At 64.0% G+C, this 16,852-nt stretch carries 15 protein-coding genes; 5 read left to right on the top strand and 10 right to left on the bottom strand.

Features of this window, described 5'->3' with window-relative positions:
• Window positions 1-235 precede the first annotated feature (235 nt).
• The gene (locus BLT42_RS09345) at window positions 236-2,749 is read right to left on the bottom strand and encodes a cation:proton antiporter (RefSeq protein WP_091770039.1); all 2,514 of its coding nucleotides are present in this window, start codon (window positions 2,747-2,749) and stop codon (window positions 236-238) included.
• A 243-nt stretch (window positions 2,750-2,992) separates the two neighbouring features.
• On the opposite strand from BLT42_RS09345, the gene BLT42_RS09340 reads away from it, so the two are divergent.
• On the top strand, window positions 2,993-3,442 hold the full coding sequence (locus tag BLT42_RS09340; RefSeq protein WP_176780315.1) for a baeRF12 domain-containing protein: 450 nt from the start codon (window positions 2,993-2,995) through the stop codon (window positions 3,440-3,442).
• 37 nt (window positions 3,443-3,479) lie between these two features.
• On the opposite strand, the gene BLT42_RS09335 is transcribed toward BLT42_RS09340, so the two are convergent.
• A complete protein-coding gene (locus BLT42_RS09335; RefSeq protein ID WP_091770035.1) occupies window positions 3,480-4,241 on the bottom strand; it encodes a creatininase family protein in 762 nt (253 codons plus the stop codon).
• Between the two features lie 375 nt (window positions 4,242-4,616).
• Here BLT42_RS09335 and BLT42_RS09330 point away from each other — a divergent pair, with 375 nt between their 5' ends.
• On the top strand, window positions 4,617-5,426 hold the full coding sequence (locus BLT42_RS09330; RefSeq protein ID WP_143024099.1) for a class I SAM-dependent methyltransferase: 810 nt from the start codon (window positions 4,617-4,619) through the stop codon (window positions 5,424-5,426).
• Window positions 5,427-5,503: 77 nt separating this feature from the next.
• Here the strand turns inward: BLT42_RS09330 and BLT42_RS09325 are convergent, their stop codons facing one another.
• From BLT42_RS09325 to BLT42_RS09300, 6 genes are all read right to left on the bottom strand, one after another.
• Window positions 5,504-6,961 (bottom strand): methyl-accepting chemotaxis protein, encoded by a 1,458-nt coding sequence (locus tag BLT42_RS09325; protein ID WP_091770032.1) that lies wholly within the window; start codon window positions 6,959-6,961, stop codon window positions 5,504-5,506.
• A complete protein-coding gene (locus tag BLT42_RS09320; protein WP_091770030.1) occupies window positions 6,958-7,329 on the bottom strand; it encodes a hypothetical protein in 372 nt (123 codons plus the stop codon). Before BLT42_RS09320 ends, BLT42_RS09325 begins: the two co-directional genes overlap by 4 nt.
• A gap of 80 nt (window positions 7,330-7,409) precedes the next feature.
• Complete coding sequence (locus BLT42_RS15140; protein ID WP_176780314.1) at window positions 7,410-8,243, bottom strand: GNAT family N-acetyltransferase; 834 nt, start codon at window positions 8,241-8,243, stop codon at window positions 7,410-7,412.
• Window positions 8,240-9,430 carry a dual-specificity RNA methyltransferase RlmN gene (rlmN, locus tag BLT42_RS09310; RefSeq protein ID WP_091770028.1) on the bottom strand — a complete coding sequence of 397 codons (1,191 nt, stop codon included), beginning with the start codon at window positions 9,428-9,430 and terminating at the stop codon, window positions 8,240-8,242. The genes BLT42_RS15140 and rlmN overlap by 4 nt, the downstream gene beginning before the upstream one ends.
• Before the next feature lie 90 nt (window positions 9,431-9,520).
• A complete protein-coding gene (locus BLT42_RS09305) occupies window positions 9,521-10,030 on the bottom strand; it encodes an invasion associated locus B family protein (RefSeq protein WP_233342415.1) in 510 nt (169 codons plus the stop codon).
• Window positions 10,031-10,158: 128 nt separating this feature from the next.
• Window positions 10,159-11,022: an isoaspartyl peptidase/L-asparaginase family protein gene (locus BLT42_RS09300; RefSeq protein ID WP_091770088.1), complete on the bottom strand. Its 864-nt coding sequence runs from the start codon at window positions 11,020-11,022 to the stop codon at window positions 10,159-10,161.
• A gap of 175 nt (window positions 11,023-11,197) precedes the next feature.
• Between BLT42_RS09300 and BLT42_RS09295 the strand changes: the two genes are divergently transcribed.
• Both BLT42_RS09295 and BLT42_RS09290 read left to right on the top strand, forming a co-directional pair.
• Window positions 11,198-11,980 carry an SDR family NAD(P)-dependent oxidoreductase gene (locus tag BLT42_RS09295; protein WP_091770086.1) on the top strand — a complete coding sequence of 261 codons (783 nt, stop codon included), beginning with the start codon at window positions 11,198-11,200 and terminating at the stop codon, window positions 11,978-11,980.
• 166 nt (window positions 11,981-12,146) lie between these two features.
• On the top strand, window positions 12,147-14,393 hold the full coding sequence (locus BLT42_RS09290; RefSeq protein WP_091770026.1) for a TonB-dependent receptor family protein: 2,247 nt from the start codon (window positions 12,147-12,149) through the stop codon (window positions 14,391-14,393).
• Between the two features lie 9 nt (window positions 14,394-14,402).
• On the opposite strand, the gene BLT42_RS09285 is transcribed toward BLT42_RS09290, so the two are convergent.
• On the bottom strand, window positions 14,403-14,927 hold the full coding sequence (locus BLT42_RS09285; protein ID WP_091770024.1) for a CC0125/CC1285 family lipoprotein: 525 nt from the start codon (window positions 14,925-14,927) through the stop codon (window positions 14,403-14,405).
• 202 nt (window positions 14,928-15,129) lie between these two features.
• Between BLT42_RS09285 and BLT42_RS09280 the strand changes: the two genes are divergently transcribed.
• On the top strand, window positions 15,130-15,438 hold the full coding sequence (locus BLT42_RS09280) for a hypothetical protein (protein WP_091770022.1): 309 nt from the start codon (window positions 15,130-15,132) through the stop codon (window positions 15,436-15,438).
• A gap of 48 nt (window positions 15,439-15,486) precedes the next feature.
• On the opposite strand, the gene BLT42_RS09275 is transcribed toward BLT42_RS09280, so the two are convergent.
• Window positions 15,487-16,812: a tetratricopeptide repeat protein gene (locus tag BLT42_RS09275; protein WP_091770020.1), complete on the bottom strand. Its 1,326-nt coding sequence runs from the start codon at window positions 16,810-16,812 to the stop codon at window positions 15,487-15,489.
• Window positions 16,813-16,852 lie beyond the last annotated feature (40 nt).

The raw sequence follows: 16,852 nt of genomic DNA, 5'->3' as shown, positions 1-16,852 counted from the left end.
AACTCACCGTCATCCCACGGTGCGCGAGGCGCATCCGGGGGACCTCAGCGATCCGGCTGGCGATTGGCGCCGCCATCGCTCACCCACAAACTTCATAGCTGAGGTCCCCTGGACACACGGCTGCGCAGGCGCAGCCGGGCACCGTGGGATGACGGTGGGTGGGATGACGGTGGGTGGGGTTTCGGGTGAAGGCGGGTCACTCTCCCCCGTCACTCTCCCCCGTCACTCTCCCCCGTCATTCGCCCGCGTGATCATCCGACAAAAGTATTCCCGGATCGATGCCGCGCTTTTCAGCGCTGGCGCGGACGGCCTTGCGCAGGGCTTCGCTGCCATCGAGCAGTTGGCGGAAGCGTTCCTCGTCGAGGGTGAGCAGGGTTGAGGGGGCGATGGCGCGGGCTTCGGCGCGCCGGGGCTTTTGCATCAGGATGGCCATTTGCCCGAACATCTCGCCGCCGCCGAGGCGCCAGCTCTGGCCGGCGCTCTGCAATTCGACGGCGCCGGAGGCGATAAAGAACACGCTCTTCACCACGCTGGTCTTGCGGATGATCACTTCGCCGGCATTGGCATAACGGGTGCGCAGAGCGCCGCCCAGACGTTTGAGCGCGGCCTCGTCGAGATCGGCGAAGAGCGGGAATTGCCCGACCAGTTCGGCGCGCTGGGGCGCGATCAGCAGGCGCGGGCGCTGTTCTGCCGCGGCGCGGCGATCGCCGAGCGCCTTCATCAGGTCGGTGAAAACCTCCGAACCGATCAGCCCGTCTTCCAGCATGGTGGTGTATTCGCGCTCTTCCAGGCGCAAGGCGGTACGCCGGATGAAGCGCCGTTCCAGCTGGTCGGCATAGCCGGGATATTGCAGGCGCAGGCCTTCCAGTGCTGTCTCCACCGCCTCGATGCGGCGCGAGAGCAGATCGTGCAGCACATCGGCGACCTGGCGGCCATGGATCCGGCGGATGCGGCCATGAATGAAGGCATTGAGATCGCGCAGGATCAGGCGCTGGGACAGCAGGAATTCGAAACGGTCGGCCGTCATGCGCGCCAGCGGGCCGGACAGGCGAAGCCGGCTGTGCAGCCAGACCGCGGCCCGGAAGGCCCGGCCATAGGCGACACTGCGCCGCGCCGCGAGCTGATAGCCACGGCGGCCATGGGTCTGGGCACCCTCGATCAGCCGGTCGGCATCGGACAGGACCTGGTCGGCCATCCGCGCTGAGATCGTCCGTTCGCGCATCCGGGCCAGGATGGTGTCGCGCTCATGCCCGGCCAGCGCGACGAGGCCAAGGGTGACGCGATCGCGGTCGAGAATGTCGACGCTCTCCTCGGCCGTCTTGACCGCCTTGTCGAGCCGTTTGCCGAAGCGTTTGGCCTCGGAGCGGACAATGTCGCGGCTCAGTTCGTAATTCTCGCTGGTGCGTGCCACGTCCTCGCGCACGGTCTGGAGCGCAACGGCGACGACCTGGCGAGACAGGGCCTGGTCCATCGGCGACAGCCGGTCGAGGCCAAGCCAGCCGATCACCGTGCGCAGGGTCGCGCCCTGCACGATCAGGGTGAAGAGGGTAAAGCCGGTCGCCAGAATACCGACGACACGCTTGATCTCGCCCGGAACACTGACGCTTTCGGTGACCGCCAGCGCCAGCGCCAGCGTGACGGCACCGCGCAGTCCGCCCCACAGGATCGCGGCGCGATAGGGGCCATCGACGGCCGGCGAGACCCGCATGACGGTCAGCAGCGGCAGCAGGCCGAACAGGATCACGCTGCGCGCCGTGATGGCGGCCAGGACGACGACCCCGATCAGCATGAAGTCGCCGGCCCGGACCTCCTCGAGAATCCGCGGAATCAACAGGGCCGCGAGGATAAAGATCAGTGCCATCGCCCAATGGGCGAGCAGGTCCCAGACTTCGCGCAGATTGCTCCAGGCCTGGGGTGGCAGGAGGCCGGGCCCGGTCAGATTCATGGTCAGGCCCGCGACCACGACCGCGATCACCCCCGAGGCGCCAATGCTCTGTTCCGCGCCGATATAGACGAGATAGGGCAGCGCCACCGAAATCGAGATCTGCGCCAGTTCATGCTGGGGCAGGAGTGACATGACCCAGACGGTGAGCCGCCCCGCCAGCCAGCCCGTCAGAACGCCGCCGCCGATCAGGATCGGGAAGCGTGCCAGTGCGGCGCCAAGGCTGGGATCGGAGCCCTCCAGCATCACGAAGCCCATGAAGAGGCCAAACAGGGCGATCGCGGCGGCATCATTGAGCAGGCTCTCGCCCTCGATGATCCGCGCCAGTCTTTGCGGTGCCGAAATCGAGCGGAAGATCGAGACCACCGCTGACGGGTCGGTGGTCGAGACGATGGCGCCGACCAGGAGACAGACCGCCAGTGGCAGCGCGCTGGCCCAGGCCAGCGCATAGCCGACACTCAGCGTCGCCACGACGACGGCGACCACGGCGAGGACGAGAATGGGGACCCAGTCGTCGAGCATGCGCCGCAAATTCATCCCCAGGGTGGCCTGGAAGAGCAGGGTGGGTAGGAAGACATAGAGGAAGACGTTGGAGCGGATCGGCAGGCCGAGGATCGCCTCGGCCACCGGATTAAGGGCATCGGTCAGCTCGGTGTGCAGGAAAAAGATCGCTCCGGAGCCGATCAGGATGCCGAGCACGGCGAGGATCACGGTGTAGGGCAGACGCAATTGCGCAGCGAGCGGCTCAGCCGCGCCGATGACGAGGAAAAGCGAGGCAATGACCGTTGTGACCAGAACGATATCCATTCCTCTTGAATAGCTGGGAAATCAGGGACATGGAATCGGTATCGTGCGGAAAACCGGCATTGCGGGACGAAAATTTGCGGCGGCCGCCGGATTCGCCCCGACCGGTTTCCTACCGGTCCCCTTCCGGCGCCGGCCAAGGGGGTGGCCTGTTGTGTCCCGCGACAATATGCGCAGGCTGGCACCCTTGTGTCTGGCCGGCCACAGGCCCAGCTTTGGAGATGGATGCAGCAAGGGAGAATAGCCGTGAGCACACCCATCGATGCCATCACCTGGATCGCCGCCCTGGATGGCGGCAAAGCCCTGATCTGGCGCAATGAAGGCTTTGACGATCAGCCCAATCTCAAACTGGTCGATCAGGACGAGCTGGATAACCCACCCGCTCATGATCATAGCTCCGATCGTCCCGGCCGGATTTCGAAGACGGGTGGTGCCCGCTCCGCTGTGGAGCACGCTGACGGGCATATGCAGGCCAAGCATGATTTCGTGCAGTCGATGGTCGGGCGTCTGAACCGGGAAGCGGAGAAGGGCTCATTCGACCGGCTCGTCCTGCTGGCCCCGGCGCATGTACTCGGCGAGGCGCGGCCCCATTATTCGCCGGCTCTGAAAGACAAGCTGCTCGAACGCGAGCGCGATGTCGTGAACCAGTCGACCGACAAGATTGAGGCGCAATTCGTCGCCGCCCTGGCCGAATAGGCCCGGAGAATATCACTGCGCCGCCGTGGGCTGCCTGTTACTGGGCGGCTGCGGCGGCGGGTTTGATCTCGAAGAATTCCGCGACATCGGCGATCAGCGCCTGTTTCGCCACGGCGACGATCTGCGCGCCCTTTTCCGGTGTTGCCTGGGACGGATCCGAGCCGATACGGCCATCGGGGAAGCGGGCGCGATAGTCGGCAGCATCGGTAAAACTGCCCGAGGGCGCGATTTTCGGACTCATGGCGACCGATTTGATCGCATGGGGCAGAGCATATTGCGTCACCGAGACTTCCGAGGCTGTGGCGTGCGAGCCTTCGCCGACCGGGAAGAGCGTGCGGCAAGTATCCATCACGCCGGGCAATTCCCACCAGTTACGCTGCATCAGCCGCGCCGGGCAGGGCTCGGCATCGAGCGACCATTGCGCATAGAATTCGGCGAAGGCAGCGCTGATCGTGGTGATATTGCCGCCATGGCCGTTGAAGAAATAGATCCGCTTGAAACCGTGGCGCAGCAGGCTCTCGGTCCAGTCATTGATGACGGCGATCATGGTCGAGGGACGCAGCGTCATCGAACCCGGGAAACCGAGATGGTGCTGGGCAATGCCGACATTGAAGGTTGGGCCGACGAGAAAACCGGCTTCGGCACCGGCCTCGGTGGCGATCACCTCCGGGCAGATGGCATCGGTGCCCACGAGGCCATTGGGCCCGTGCTGTTCGGTCGAGCCAATCGGAATCACGATGCCCTTGCAGCGCTTCAGATAGGTTTCGACTTCAGGCCAGGTGGCGTGATGGAGCAGCATGACAGGGCCCTTCGCGGCAAGAGGGGGCAGCGGGATTGGATTGCCGAGATAAACGGCCCCGGCCGCGAAGTGCAAGTGCTGGGTAGCAGCGCGGAGGTGCTAGTCCTCGCGGCGGCTTTCGGCCCGGTAGATGAATGCGGCGCCAACGGCCATGATTGTCGCGATTGCGAGCATGAATTGCATGATTCAACCTCCCCCGGTCGCGGAAGGAATCAAGCTCCGGACACGCGCTCTTGATGCCAGAAAAACCCTTCCCAAGCGTAAAGGTCTGAAACATTGGGGATCGAAAATGTCTCACGGCGAATTGATTGGCATCTGACGCGGTCTCGGCGATGATGCCGGCCTCATTCGGGGATCATGATCGGGGATCATTCAATGCGCCTTCTCTTTTGCCTTTCCGCTGCAGCGCTGACGCTCGCGGCCTGCTCTCCGGCGAGCGATACACCGGCCCCTGCGGCCCCCGCGGCCGAGACCCCGGCCGCGCCGGAAACTCAACCGGCCGAGCCCATGCCGGCGGTGATCGAGGCGGCGCTGGCCGATGCGGCACGTCCCGAGGAAGACCGCCTGCTCGATGTCAATCGCCATCCGGCCGAAGTACTCGCCTTTGCCGGGCTGGAGCATGGCTGGCACGTCGCCGATATTGTGCCGGGCGGCGGCTATTATGCCCGCGTGCTCTCGACCGCCGTGGGTGAGGAGGGCCATGTCTACGCCTTCAATCCAGAGTGGATCGCCGAGCGTTTCGCCGACGGCAATGCCGCCCTGGGTGAACTCGCGGATTCACGCAGCAATATGACGCGCGTCGTCGACACGATCGAGAATTTCGACAGCGCGATCGATGCGCCGCTGGATGCGGCCTTCATGGTGTTGTTCTACCACGACACCGCCTATGACGGCACGGACCGGGTGGCCATGAACCAGGCGATTTACGACGCCTTGCGCCCCGGCGGTGTCTTTATCGTCATCGATCATCACGCGCCCGCCGGATCCGGCCTGACCTTCGTCAATGATACCCACCGCATCGACGCCCATACGGTGCGCGAAGAGGTGATGGCGGCCGGTTTCATTCTGGAAGCGGAAAGCGACATGCTCGCCAATCCGGAGGACGACCGGACCGGCAATGTCTTCGCACCGGACTTGCGCCGGCACACGGACCGCTTTGTCTACCGATTCCGCAAGCCAGGCTAAGCTGGGGCGGGCTCTGAAACGCGAACGGGCGGCGCCAGTGGCACCGCCCGTTTTCATGTCTGCCGTGCGGAACGCCGTCAGGCGGCGTCGAGCGCGGCCTTGAAGGCGTTGAGTTCATGATCGAGCTGGGTGGCGGACTGGTTCAGCTCCGACGAGGCGAGCATGAATTCCTCGGCGGCCGTGCTGGCGCGGCCGGCCGCCCCGTTCACATTATCCATTTCACGCGTCACTTCCGAGGTTTCACCGGCGGCCCGTTCGGCCAGTTCGGCAATCTCGCGTGTGGCGCTGCTCTGCTCGGAGAAAGCGCCGCGGACACTGTTGGACGAGGCGCGCAATTCTTCAATCGTCTCGGCGATCTTGCCGAGTGAGCTGGCCGCTCCGCCCGAGGCGCCGCGCATGGCTTCGATACGCCCGGCGATGTCGCTGGAGGCGCGTGAGGTCTGTTCGGCCAGGGCTTTCACTTCCGAAGCCACGACAGCGAAACCCTTGCCGGCTTCCCCGGCGCGGGCGGCTTCGATCGTGGCGTTGAGGGCGAGCAGATTGGTCTGTTCGGCGACCGCCGCGACCAGTTGCATGATGTCCTCGATTTCCTTGGCGGCGGCCTGGAGGTCGTCGATCGATCGACCGGCGCCGACGGCTTCGGCGGCGGCCCGTTCGGAGACATTGTCGGAGTTTTCAAGGATGCGGGAGACTTCCGAGATCGAGGCCGATAATTGCTGCGCGGCGGCGGCGACGGACTGAACATTGGAATTGGTCAGGCCGGCGCGTTCTGCGGCGCTGCGGGCGCCATCGCGGGTTGCCCCGGCATCGGTCTGAAGCTGGCGGGCGAGCGAATCGACCTGTCCGGCGGCGCCGGAGACACCACTTGCGACCGTGCGCAGCGCGTTCTGGAAGTCTGTCGCCAGACTGGCCACGGCGGCACGGCGTGTTTCGGTATCGCTTCTGACATTTTCCTCAGCCGCGGCGCTGTCGGCGGCCGCTTGCTGCGCCGCATGGGCGTCGCGCGTGCTGATATCGGCGTCGGTCAGGGCCCGGGCGGCCTGGGCGGTCATCCAGATCAGGGTCGCGCTCTGGCCAATGACGATGACGGCATGGAAGAGGACGCGAACAAAGCTCGCACCTTCGGGGAAAATCGCCCAGGGCAGGATGAAGTTGAGCGAGAGGTGATGCACGGCCGTGACCGCTGCTGCAGCGACGATGACGCGCCAGTCCAGCAGGATGGCGGTGGCCGCCAGGCAGGCGAAGAACAGCATGTGCATGTCGATTTGCCAGCTGGAGCCACTCATCATGTAGACGAGGGCTGCCGGGAAGGCGATCAGCGCGGCACCGGTCGTGATGCGCGAGGCGACCGAATTGGGGTCGGTTTTCCAGGCGAAGACCGCAGCGCCGGCGACGGCCAGCAAAAGCACCGTGCCCGGGATCAGCCGGTCGGCAGCCAGGAAGAAGGCGGCGACCGGATAGAGAAGCGCTGCAGCACAGATGACCATCGTCAGCGCGGATTGGGCCTGGGATCTGAGTTGATCAAGACGAGTCATGTTGAAATTCCGATGCTGGAGGCGTTGGCGTCAAATGGGGTTTGAATGGCGCGCGGCAGCAGGCAGCCGCCGAGGGCGCCGGGCGGTAGCAGAATCAGCGCGCCGGCCTGACGCAGCGCGGCGAGCGAGCTGTCGTCGACGATGCGGACAATGCCGATATTGGAAACGGCACCAAAGCGGATGAAGGCGAGGTCGGCCTCCGCTGTCGCCAGAACGACGTCGGCATGGCTCCATCCTGGCGGGAAAATCGCCGCAGCCTCGTCGCCGCGCACCGGTTCGAAGGCCGAGAGCAGCGGTGTGCCGATGGCCGCGAGGCTGACCAGGACGGCCGGCAGGTATCGGCGGAGGTTTTGGAATCGGGCGCGCACGGTCTCTTTTCCTTGAAGGATGAAACCAGTCAGACCATGCGCGTGGTTAAAGAAGGGTGTTTTACGCCCAGAATGTCCGGTCAGGCAGGAAGCCGGCCGAAGATCAGACTGTCACGCACGCCGATATGAGTTTCCCAACTGGCGCGCAGCCGGCCTTCCAGCTGGAAATCGAGCGCTTCAAGCAAGCGGATCGAGGCGGTATTGTCCGGATCGGTATCAGCATAGATGCGGCGCAGGCCGCGATTTGCGAAACCATGCTCGACCACCGCCTCCGCGGCCTCGCGGGCATAGCCCCGGCCCTGCCTGTCCGGGCGGAACATATAGCCGAACTCTGCGCAATTATTCTTGCGGTCCATCAAGACCAGCCAGCCGAGAGGATCTTCCGGTGCGGATTTGAGCACAGGCACGAAGCTCTCAACGCCATCGCCGCGGATATTCCAGCCGAGATAGTCGCGCACCTCATCAAGGCTCTGCATCGGCCCGCGTGACCAGTATTCCATGGTGACCGGATCGGACAGTGCCGGCAGGAAGGCCTCGCAATCCTCCAACACCATCGGGCGCAGCAAGAGGCGCTCGGTAGTCAGAAGGACAGGTTCGAGACGCGGTGTTGGCGCCGTAAGCGCATCATCGGTGAGCGTGAGGCGGACCTCCTCGAACCGTTCCTCGATGCAGGCCTGCATGGTCTTGAAACAATCCTGCGCAAACCAGTCATGATCGGCGAAACAGGCCGTGCGCACGTCTTCGGAGGGCCACAGCGCATAGGACCAGAACACACCATCCTCGGCCTCATGCAGGCGGGCGCCATAGGATTTGCAGTTCTGGTGGATCAGGCGCGTGCCCTCGCTCCAGGCGGCACGAAACTCGGTTTCGCGGCCCGGCTTGAGACGCCAGCGATAGAGGATGGCGGCGGTCATTCGCCGGCGGCGGCTTGCTGCTCCAGCCGCTGTTTCTTCAACTCGCTTGCCTTCACCTTCTTGCTCTCCGAGCGCAATTGTCCGCAGGCGGCGAAGATGTCGCGGCCGCGCGGGGTACGGATCGGCGAGGCATAGCCGGCCTTGTTGACGAGGTCGGCGAAGGCGACGATCTGCGGCCAGTCCGAGCACTCATACGGGCTGTTGGGCCAGGGATTGAAGGGGATGAGATTGATCTTCGCCGGCACGCCCTTGAGCAGTTTCACCAGCGCACGCGCTTCGGCGAGGCTGTCATTGACGCCCTTCAGCATCACGTATTCGAAAGTGATACGGCGCGAATTATTGAGACCCGGATAGGCGCGGATCGCGTCCATCAACATTTTAAGCGGGTATTTCTTGTTCAGCGGCACCAGCTCGTCGCGCAGGGCGTCATTGGTGGCGTGCAGCGAGATCGCCAGCATGGTGTTGGTGCGGGTGCCGAGCTCGGAGATTTTCGGAACGACGCCCGAGGTCGAGACCGTGATGCGGCGACGGCCGATGGCCATGCCTTCGGGATCGGAGATGGTGTCGATCGAATCCGAGACATGGTCGAGATTATAGAGCGGCTCGCCCATGCCCATGAAGACGATATTGGTGACTTTGCGATCATCATTCGAACTCGGCCATTCGGCCAGATCATCGCGCGCAATCATCACCTGGGCGACGATTTCGGCCGCCGTGAGATTGCGCACCAGCGCCTGGGTGCCGGTATGGCAGAAGGTGCAGTTGAGCGTGCAGCCCACCTGGCTCGACACGCAAAGCGCGCCGGAGCGGGCGACGTCGGGAATGAAGACCGTTTCGCATTCGACGCCCGGTGCCAGCTCGATCAGATATTTGCGCGTGCCATCGGTGGAGACCTGACGCTCGAGAATTTTCGGGCGGTCGAGCGTGTAATGCGCGGCAAGGCGTGCCCGCGTCTCCTTGTCGATATTGGTCATCTCGTCGAAGGAGGTGCTGCCGTAGTGATAGATCCAGCCGAACAGCTGGTTGGCGCGCATCTTGGCCTTGCGTTCCTCGACACCGCAGGCGAGCGCCGCCTCGCGCAATTGTGTCCGCCCCATCCCGGCCAGTGAGGTCAGGCTGCGTGGCGTGGAATCGTCGATGCGCGGGGCATTGACGTTGGCGGCTGCGATGTTCAGCGCATGGCTCATGATCTTGGATGGACCGTTCAAGTGTTCGGAAGCCGCGCGCAATATCACAAAAGCGCGGCGCGGCCTAATCGTAACGGGCTGCCGGCGAGCCTAGCCGCAAAGGCTGGAAACGCGTTGCAGCGCGGCGGTGATGCCGCTGAGGGAAAACTCGTAGGCGGTGGCGATCCCGTCACTCGTCGTGCCGGTCACCCGCATGGTGGAGCCGCGGCGCATTTCCCGGACCAGCGAGGGCTCGTCGCGCAGATTGTCGAGAAACCCCTCCTGCCCGTCGACAAACATGTCGAACCGGCTCGAGCCGACCCGGATTTGTGGCGGGCTGATGGGGCGAAGATCATAACCGACCAGCAGGCTGGGCTGTTCCTCGACCGAGCCGGACTGCCAGGAGGATACGAGGAAGTAGACATTGCCATGGGCATGGGCGAGCGGCGTGGAATCGCGCGGTCGGCTGAGCGTGTAGCAGACCAGTCCGTCATCGGTTGAGCGGGTGAAGACCCGCCAGTCGCTATACTCGCCGCGAAATTCCGGTTCGCTCTGGGCCAGGGCCGGCGCGCCGAGGCCGAAGATCAGTATGAGAGCAGTCAGACAGCGTCGGATGGTCACGGCAAACACCTCACCAGGCAAAAAAACAACAATATGCGCACCCTGATGGCGGTATGATGGCGAGGGTTAAGTCCGCGCTAAGATTTGGCAGATGACGCAGAATTTACCGTGGGAATGGCGTCGCGGGGCTAGTCGATATCGACCGTGATCGTGCCGTCAGCATGGACCACGGCGCGCTTCATGCCGGGGGAGTTGAAGGGCTGGGCGATATTGCCCTGGCGGTCGACGGCGATCAGGCCGCCCTCGCCGCCGAGCGCGCCAACCTCATCGATCGAAGCCTGGCAGGCCGCCGCAAGATCAAGCCCGCCATAGGCCATGCGCGCCGCCACATCCTTGGCGGTGGCCGTGCGCAGGAAATACTCGCCCTGACCAGTGCAGGAGATCGCGACCTGGTTATCGGCCCAGGTGCCCGAGCCGATCACCGGGCAGTCGCCGATCCGGCCTTCCATCTTGTTCAACGTGCCGCCGGTCGAGGTGGCGGCGACCAGATTGCCGGCGCGGTCGAGCGCGACGCAGCCGACAGTGCCCGTCGCCATGGCGCGGTCATCGGGCGCTGCGGCGGGGGTGTAGTAATCATTGACGCTGTCAACGCGTTCCAGATTCAATTGCATCGCGAAGGCATCGGCGCCGCGCCCGGCGAGCATGACATGCGGCGTGGTCTCCATGACCGCGCGCGCCGCGTGGACCGGGCTGACGAAACCGGTCAGCGCCGCCACAGCACCGGCCTTGCGGTCATGGCCGGTCATGATCGCAGCGTCGAGCTCATAGCGCCCGGCCTTGTTCGGCGAGGCACCCTTGCCGGCGACGTAGAGGCCTGAGGCTTCAAGCTGGCGGACGATTTCCGTCACAGTGTCGAGCGCGCTTTCGCCGGAGGCGAGCATGGATTTTCCCAGCTCGGCCAGCTTGCGCATATGGGCGATCTGTTCGGGATAGCCGTGGTCGGCGAGGACGCCGGCTCCACCATGGAGGACGAGGGCATAGGCACCGGTCATGTCGGGTTTCTCCAGGCTGGTGAGCGAAATCGGGCCCAGCTCTAGCATTCGCCGGGGCGGGGGAGAAGGCAGCAATGCGGCGAGTTGCCCCGCTTGCGGAAGCAGCCTGTTTTCGCTACGCCCTGCACACTAATCTTGTCTGGCGATGTGCCAATCCATGCAGGGGAATGAACCGATGAAAATTGACGCGTCTATTGCTGCCATCGTCACAGGCGGTGCTTCCGGCCTTGGTGAAGGCTCGGCCCGCCGCCTGGCCGCCGATGGTGCCAAGGTTGCCATTTTCGACATGAATGCCGAGCGCGGTGAAATGGTTGCCAAGGAAATCGGCGGCGTATTCTGCCAGGTCAATGTCGCCGACGAGGCCAGTGTCGATGCCGGTTTCGCCAAGGCGCGCGCGGCTCATGGCCAGGAACGTGTTTTCGTCAATTGTGCCGGTATTGGCTGGGCCGAGAAGACGGCGCGCCGTTCCTCCTCGACCGGCGAGATTGCGGCGCACAGCTTTGCCGGTTTCTCCAAGGTGATCGCGATCAATCTGATCGGTTCCTTCATCTGTGCGGCCAAATCGGCCGCCGGCATGATGTCGCTCGACCCCAATGGCGGCTCGGGCCGCGGCGTGATCATCAATACTGCATCGGTCGCTGCCCAGGACGGGCAAATCGGCCAGGTTGCCTATGCGGCGTCCAAGGGCGGGATTTACGGTATGACCCTGCCCATGGCGCGCGATCTGGCGCGTGAAGGCATTCGCGTCAACACCATCCTGCCGGGCTTTTTCGAGACCCCGATTTACCAGCAGATGCCGCCGGAAGTGAAAGTGAGCCTCGCCTCGCACCTGCAATTCCCGCAGCGTTTCGGCACCCCGGCTGAATATGCCGATCTCGTCGCCTTCATGGTCACCAGCGACTACATCAATGCCGAGTGCGTCCGCCTGGATGCCGGCGCGCGCATGCCGCCGAAATAGGCCGCATCGCCATATCGACAGGAAGGGGCCGGATTTCGATCCGGCCTTTTTTCTGCCTGAAGCCCCGTGAACCTAAAACAGCAACTCATTCGCAGTGTGGCTGGACAGCTCGCCAAATGATCTGTAATTGCGGATCAGTCGCAACGGTAGAGCGTTTAGGGATCTCATGCGTATCACATTGCTTTCGGCCACCGCCCTGGCCGCCATCTCGACCTCTGCCTGGGCCCAGACGCCCGCCGCCGGCAATATCCAGGCCGAAGTGATCTCGGTCATCGGCCTTGGTGGCGATCCCAATTCCATTCCCGGATCAGCGGATCTGCTCGATGCCGAAGACCTCGCCGTCCATGATTATGCCGATATCACCCGGCTGTTGCGGACCGTCGCCGGGGTGAATTTCCAGGAAGAGGACGGTTATGGCCTGCGCCCGAATATCGGCATGCGCGGCACCGGTCTCGATCGCTCCGAGAAAATCACGCTGATGGAGGATGGCGTTCTGATCGCGCCGGCGCCCTATTCTGCCCCTGCCGCCTATTACTTCCCTCATGCCGGCCGCATGGCGGGCGTTGAAGTGATCAAGGGAGCTGCCGGCGTTCGCTATGGCCCGCGCACCCAGGGTGGTTCGCTCAATCTGTTCTCGACCCCGGTTCCCGAGGCATTCTCCGGCGCGGTCGACCTGTGGGCCGGCGATGAGGGTATTCGTCGCGGCCATGGCTTTGCCGGCGGCATGACGGATCTGGGCAATGGTGTCCGGCTGGGCGGTCTGATCGAAGCCTATCTGGACAGCGCCGACGGCTTCAAGACGATCGATGGGTTCGAGGCCGGCTCGACCGGTTACGAGATCGAGGATTATGTCGGCAAGCTGCGCCTGGAATTTTCCACTGATGGCATTGACCACATGTTCGAGCTGAAGGGCCAGATCTCCGACGAGGTCTCCGACGAGACCTATCTTGGCCTGACCGAGGCTGACTTCGCCGTTGATCCCTTCCGCCGCTATGCCGGCAGCCAGCGCGACCAGATGAATGCCGATCACAGCGAAGTGTCGCTGCGCTATCGCGGTGAGTTTGCCAATGGGCTGGAATTGTCGGCTGTCGCCTACTCCACCCGTTTCGGACGCGATTGGTTCAAGCTCGACAGTGTCGACCCCGATGGTGCGGGCCCGGCCGGATCGGTTTCGATCTCGGCTCTGCTCGAAGACCCCGCCACACATGCCGATGCCTTCGACATCGTGCTTGGCGGCGCGGGTCTTGTCTCCGCTGATGACGCCTTGCGGGTCAAACATAATAATCGCGACTATTCGGCCCAGGGCGTCCAGCTCGAGCTGGCCGGCGATCTGACGCTGGGGCGCACGGACCACGCCTGGCGGGTCGGGGTGCGTGCGCATCGTGACGACATGGACCGTTTCCAGTGGGTCGAACGCTTCGCGATCAATAATGGCGTCATGGTGCAGACAAGCGTCGATGTGCCGGGCTCCGATTCCAACCGGATCGACAGTGCAGAGGCCACCGCCCTCTTCATCCAGGACGAGATCAGTTTCGGCAACTGGATGCTGACGCCCGGCCTGCGCTATGAGCGCGTCGAGCTGCGGCGCGAGGATTTTGGCAAGACCGACCCGGCACGGACCGGTGCCAATTTGACCGTGCGGACCAATACGGTCGACGCCCTGATCCCGGGACTGGGTGTGCGTTATGATTTCAACGAGAGCCTGTCGGTCTTCGGCGGGGTTCACCGTGGCTTCGCGCCGCCGGCGCCCGGCTCGACCAACCAGGAGCCCGAGGACGCCCGTAACTGGGAAATCGGTGTTCGCTACGGCCGTGAGAACTGGAATATTGAAGCGGTCGGCTTCTTCAATGCCTATGACAATCTGATCGGAAGCTGCACCAATTCCACCGGTGGCGGCTGCACGATCGGCGATCAGTTTGATGGCGGCGAAGTTGATGTTCGCGGCCTGGAGCTGACCGGCAATGCCGATCTCGCCCCGCTTCTGGGGGTGAGCTTCTCGGTACCGGTGCGCGCGGCCTATACCTGGACCGAGGCTGAGTTCCAGACCGGCTTCAGCTCGGATTACGAGCCCTGGGGCGTGGTGCTGACGGGTGATCGGGTCCCCTACATCCCGGAACAGCAATTCTTTGCCGCCATCGGCATTGATGCCGGCCATTTCGGCGGCGAGCTGGCAATGTCCTGGGTTGATGAAGTGCGCACGACCGCCAGCCAGGGCGCCATTGCGGCTTCCGCGCGCGTCGAGGCCCACACCGTTGCGGACCTCTCAGCCTGGTACGCGGTCAGCGAACAGGTGAATGCGCGGATTTCGGTTCGCAATCTCACCGACGAAGTCTATGCCGTGGCCCGCCAGCCGGCCGGATTGCGCCCCGGGGCGCCCCGTGCCGTATTGCTGGGCCTGTCGGTCAGTTTCTGACGCCGCTGCTCAGTTCGCAGTGGGGCGCTGGATGCTTGGCCCCAGATTGGTCATCACCGCACGGGCATCAAACGCATTCATGTCATCGGGTTTGGCCCCGCGACCGAGCACGATTTCGGCGCTCGCTTCATAGCGCGTGATCTCGCGGTAATTGGTGTCATTCCAGAACGGGTCCGCCGCACCGCGCCAGCCCCAGCGCGGGTGAAAATAGCTATAGTGCAGGCCGAAACCGGGCCGGTAGAAGGGATCCGGGCGAGAGCCGATGATCCGCGATTCCACATCGGTCGCCCGTTGCGCAACGAGGAAGTGGTCATACCCGTTCTCGAGCGTGAGCTCGGCGGCGCGGTAGAGGAAATAGGTTTCGACCGTTTCGCGATCGGTCAGGGAATTGCCGCTGAATGAGACCCGGAAGCGATTGGACTCAATCTGGCTTTCCTGGAAGCCCCACTGGGTGTGCCCGGCGGCCTGATAGGGCGTCGGTGTGGCGCATGCGGCGAGCAGGGAAAGTCCGGCGAGGCAGAGGAGGCGTTTCATGATTCTATCCTTGGTCAGTTTCCCGATCGAGATTCATCAACTATGACTGCTCCACACCGGTTTGAAAGAGCCGACTTGAAATAATTGCCCGGGGCCACCGCCCTCAGGCAGCGGGGTGTGTCGCAATATGCCAGTCCCTTGTAACAGGTTCGGCCGGAATTCGGTAGCCGTAGCATGCCTGCTGCTTCTGTCAGCGGCGCCGGTGGCATCGGCGGGAGCGCTCGAAAGCGCTGCCGAGCGGATCGCCGGAATCTGCCTCTCGCGCGACCACGATGATGACGCCTGCCACTGCCTTGCCCGCGAGGCGGGATCGCGCTTTGATTCGCATCAGTTGCAGCGTATTGCCGAAGGGCTGGAGGCCGGGGACAGCGCGCCGGAGGTGACACAACGCCTGCGTCAGGCGGGCATGTCCGAAGTTGAGCTTGCCAGCTTCACCCGCCGGCTCGAGACCGCCCAGGTGGTTATCCATCAGACCTGTGGCACTTCATTCTTCGAGGTGGAAACCGACTAGCCCTGCCGGGGCTGGAGCCGGTCGCGGCCCATCGTCCCGGGACGGGCTCTATGGCAGGTCCAGCTCAAGAATAACGGTCGCCGGGCGTGGCGTGTCCGGGGCGGAACCGTCCTCGGGGAATAGCGGCCAGGCGGCGTTGGCAACCAGCCAGCCACGGCCGTCGGCAAGGTCAATCAGCGTCGGTTCGGTCTCCCCCGCCATGTCGCGGTGACCGCGCAGCAGGATATCGATATTGGCGACGGCATGGCCCGTGGCATCGAGATCAATCGCCATCACCTGATGCGGGGTAACGCCATTGCGCACGGCAATCAGCCGGCCCTCGCGTGTATTGAGAAAGCCATCAATACCGATCAGGCTCTCATCCCCGGCGCGGACCAGCGAGACGCTGTGATCGCCCAGATCGACGCGCCATATCCCCATCGCATAATCGGCGACGTAGAGTGCTCCATGCGCCAGGGCGAGGCCCTGAAGGCTGACGAAGCGTGGGTCCTCGACCAGGAGTTCAAGCTGGCTGGAGATCGAATTGAGGACATAGATGCGCGGTGCGTCGGCGTCGGAGACATAGACAATGCCGTCGCGGACGACGAAGTCGGCCAGCCGTCCTGCGCCGTCAATCTCGAACCGGCGATAGAGATCGCCTGTCATCATGTCGAAAGCGAACAGGGCCGTGCCCGTTTGCTCACTGGCCTCAAGGGGGGTCTGCGGCACGACGCCGGACGCGGCCCATACCATCCGGCTGCGGTCATCAACGGCGATGCCGAACACCGACCAGAGCCCGTCCTCGCGATCGGCGAAGACCACCGGGTCATTCGGCGCGAAGGGCTCAAGCATGAGAATTTCGCGATTGGCGACCGAGGACAGGAAAATTCGGTCGGTCTCGATATCGACGGCGACGCCCTCGATCAGTGCGTCGGGCCGATCGATGCGGGCGGCGCGTTCAGCGCGGCCGGCGGCGGTCACATTCCCGGCAAGGCGCGCCTGGACAGCCGCGAGGCGGCTGGCATCGGCGGCGCCAAGGGCGTCAATTTCATTCCCGGTGTCAAAACCAAGGCCGGCATCGGCCATGCGCTCGAGCACTTCAAGCGCGTCCCCGGGCCGTTCGGCGCTGGTCGCGACCCGGTACAGACCGCGAAGTATGGCCGGATGGCCCGGCTTGAGGTCGAGTGCCGCCTCCAGCATGCGCCGGGCGCTCTCGTAATCGCCGGATCGCAGGGCGCTATTGGCGCCGCCGAACAATTCCATCGCGATGCTCTGCGGCGTCGGAAGAGCGGATGCCGGACCCTCAGCGCTGGCCTGACCCAGTGCCGGCAGGTTGATCAGGGCCGCAAGCCCCGCCGCTGCCAGCAGGTTTCGCATGGTGAGAGTTTTGCCCATAATCACGCCTTCTATACATTGCCGCCTCGCGATACGGGCC

The organism is Maricaulis salignorans (genome assembly GCF_900103475.1).
GTDB lineage: Bacteria > Pseudomonadota > Alphaproteobacteria > Caulobacterales > Maricaulaceae > Maricaulis > Maricaulis salignorans.
The sequence above is the reverse complement of the archived record's forward strand: the minus strand, read 5'-3'. Positions and strand labels throughout refer to the sequence as shown.

Bases quoted from the DNA above. Each gene is read 5' to 3' on its own strand.
- BLT42_RS09275 (WP_091770020.1), bottom strand. From the start codon at position 16,812: ATGGGCAAAACTCTCACCATGCGAAACCTGCTGGCAGCGGCGGGGCTT.
- BLT42_RS09290 (WP_091770026.1), top strand. From the start codon at position 12,147: ATGCGTATCACATTGCTTTCGGCCACCGCCCTGGCCGCCATCTCGACC.
- BLT42_RS09345 (WP_091770039.1), bottom strand. From the start codon at position 2,749: ATGGATATCGTTCTGGTCACAACGGTCATTGCCTCGCTTTTCCTCGTC.
- BLT42_RS09330 (WP_143024099.1), top strand. From the start codon at position 4,617: ATGCGCCTTCTCTTTTGCCTTTCCGCTGCAGCGCTGACGCTCGCGGCC.
- BLT42_RS09335 (WP_091770035.1), bottom strand. From the start codon at position 4,241: ATGCTGCTCCATCACGCCACCTGGCCTGAAGTCGAAACCTATCTGAAG.
- BLT42_RS09295 (WP_091770086.1), top strand. From the start codon at position 11,198: ATGAAAATTGACGCGTCTATTGCTGCCATCGTCACAGGCGGTGCTTCC.
- BLT42_RS09285 (WP_091770024.1), bottom strand. From the start codon at position 14,927: ATGAAACGCCTCCTCTGCCTCGCCGGACTTTCCCTGCTCGCCGCATGC.
- BLT42_RS09325 (WP_091770032.1), bottom strand. From the start codon at position 6,961: ATGACTCGTCTTGATCAACTCAGATCCCAGGCCCAATCCGCGCTGACG.
- BLT42_RS09300 (WP_091770088.1), bottom strand. From the start codon at position 11,022: ATGACCGGTGCCTATGCCCTCGTCCTCCATGGTGGAGCCGGCGTCCTC.
- BLT42_RS15140 (WP_176780314.1), bottom strand. From the start codon at position 8,243: ATGACCGCCGCCATCCTCTATCGCTGGCGTCTCAAGCCGGGCCGCGAA.
- rlmN (WP_091770028.1), bottom strand. From the start codon at position 9,430: ATGAGCCATGCGCTGAACATCGCAGCCGCCAACGTCAATGCCCCGCGC.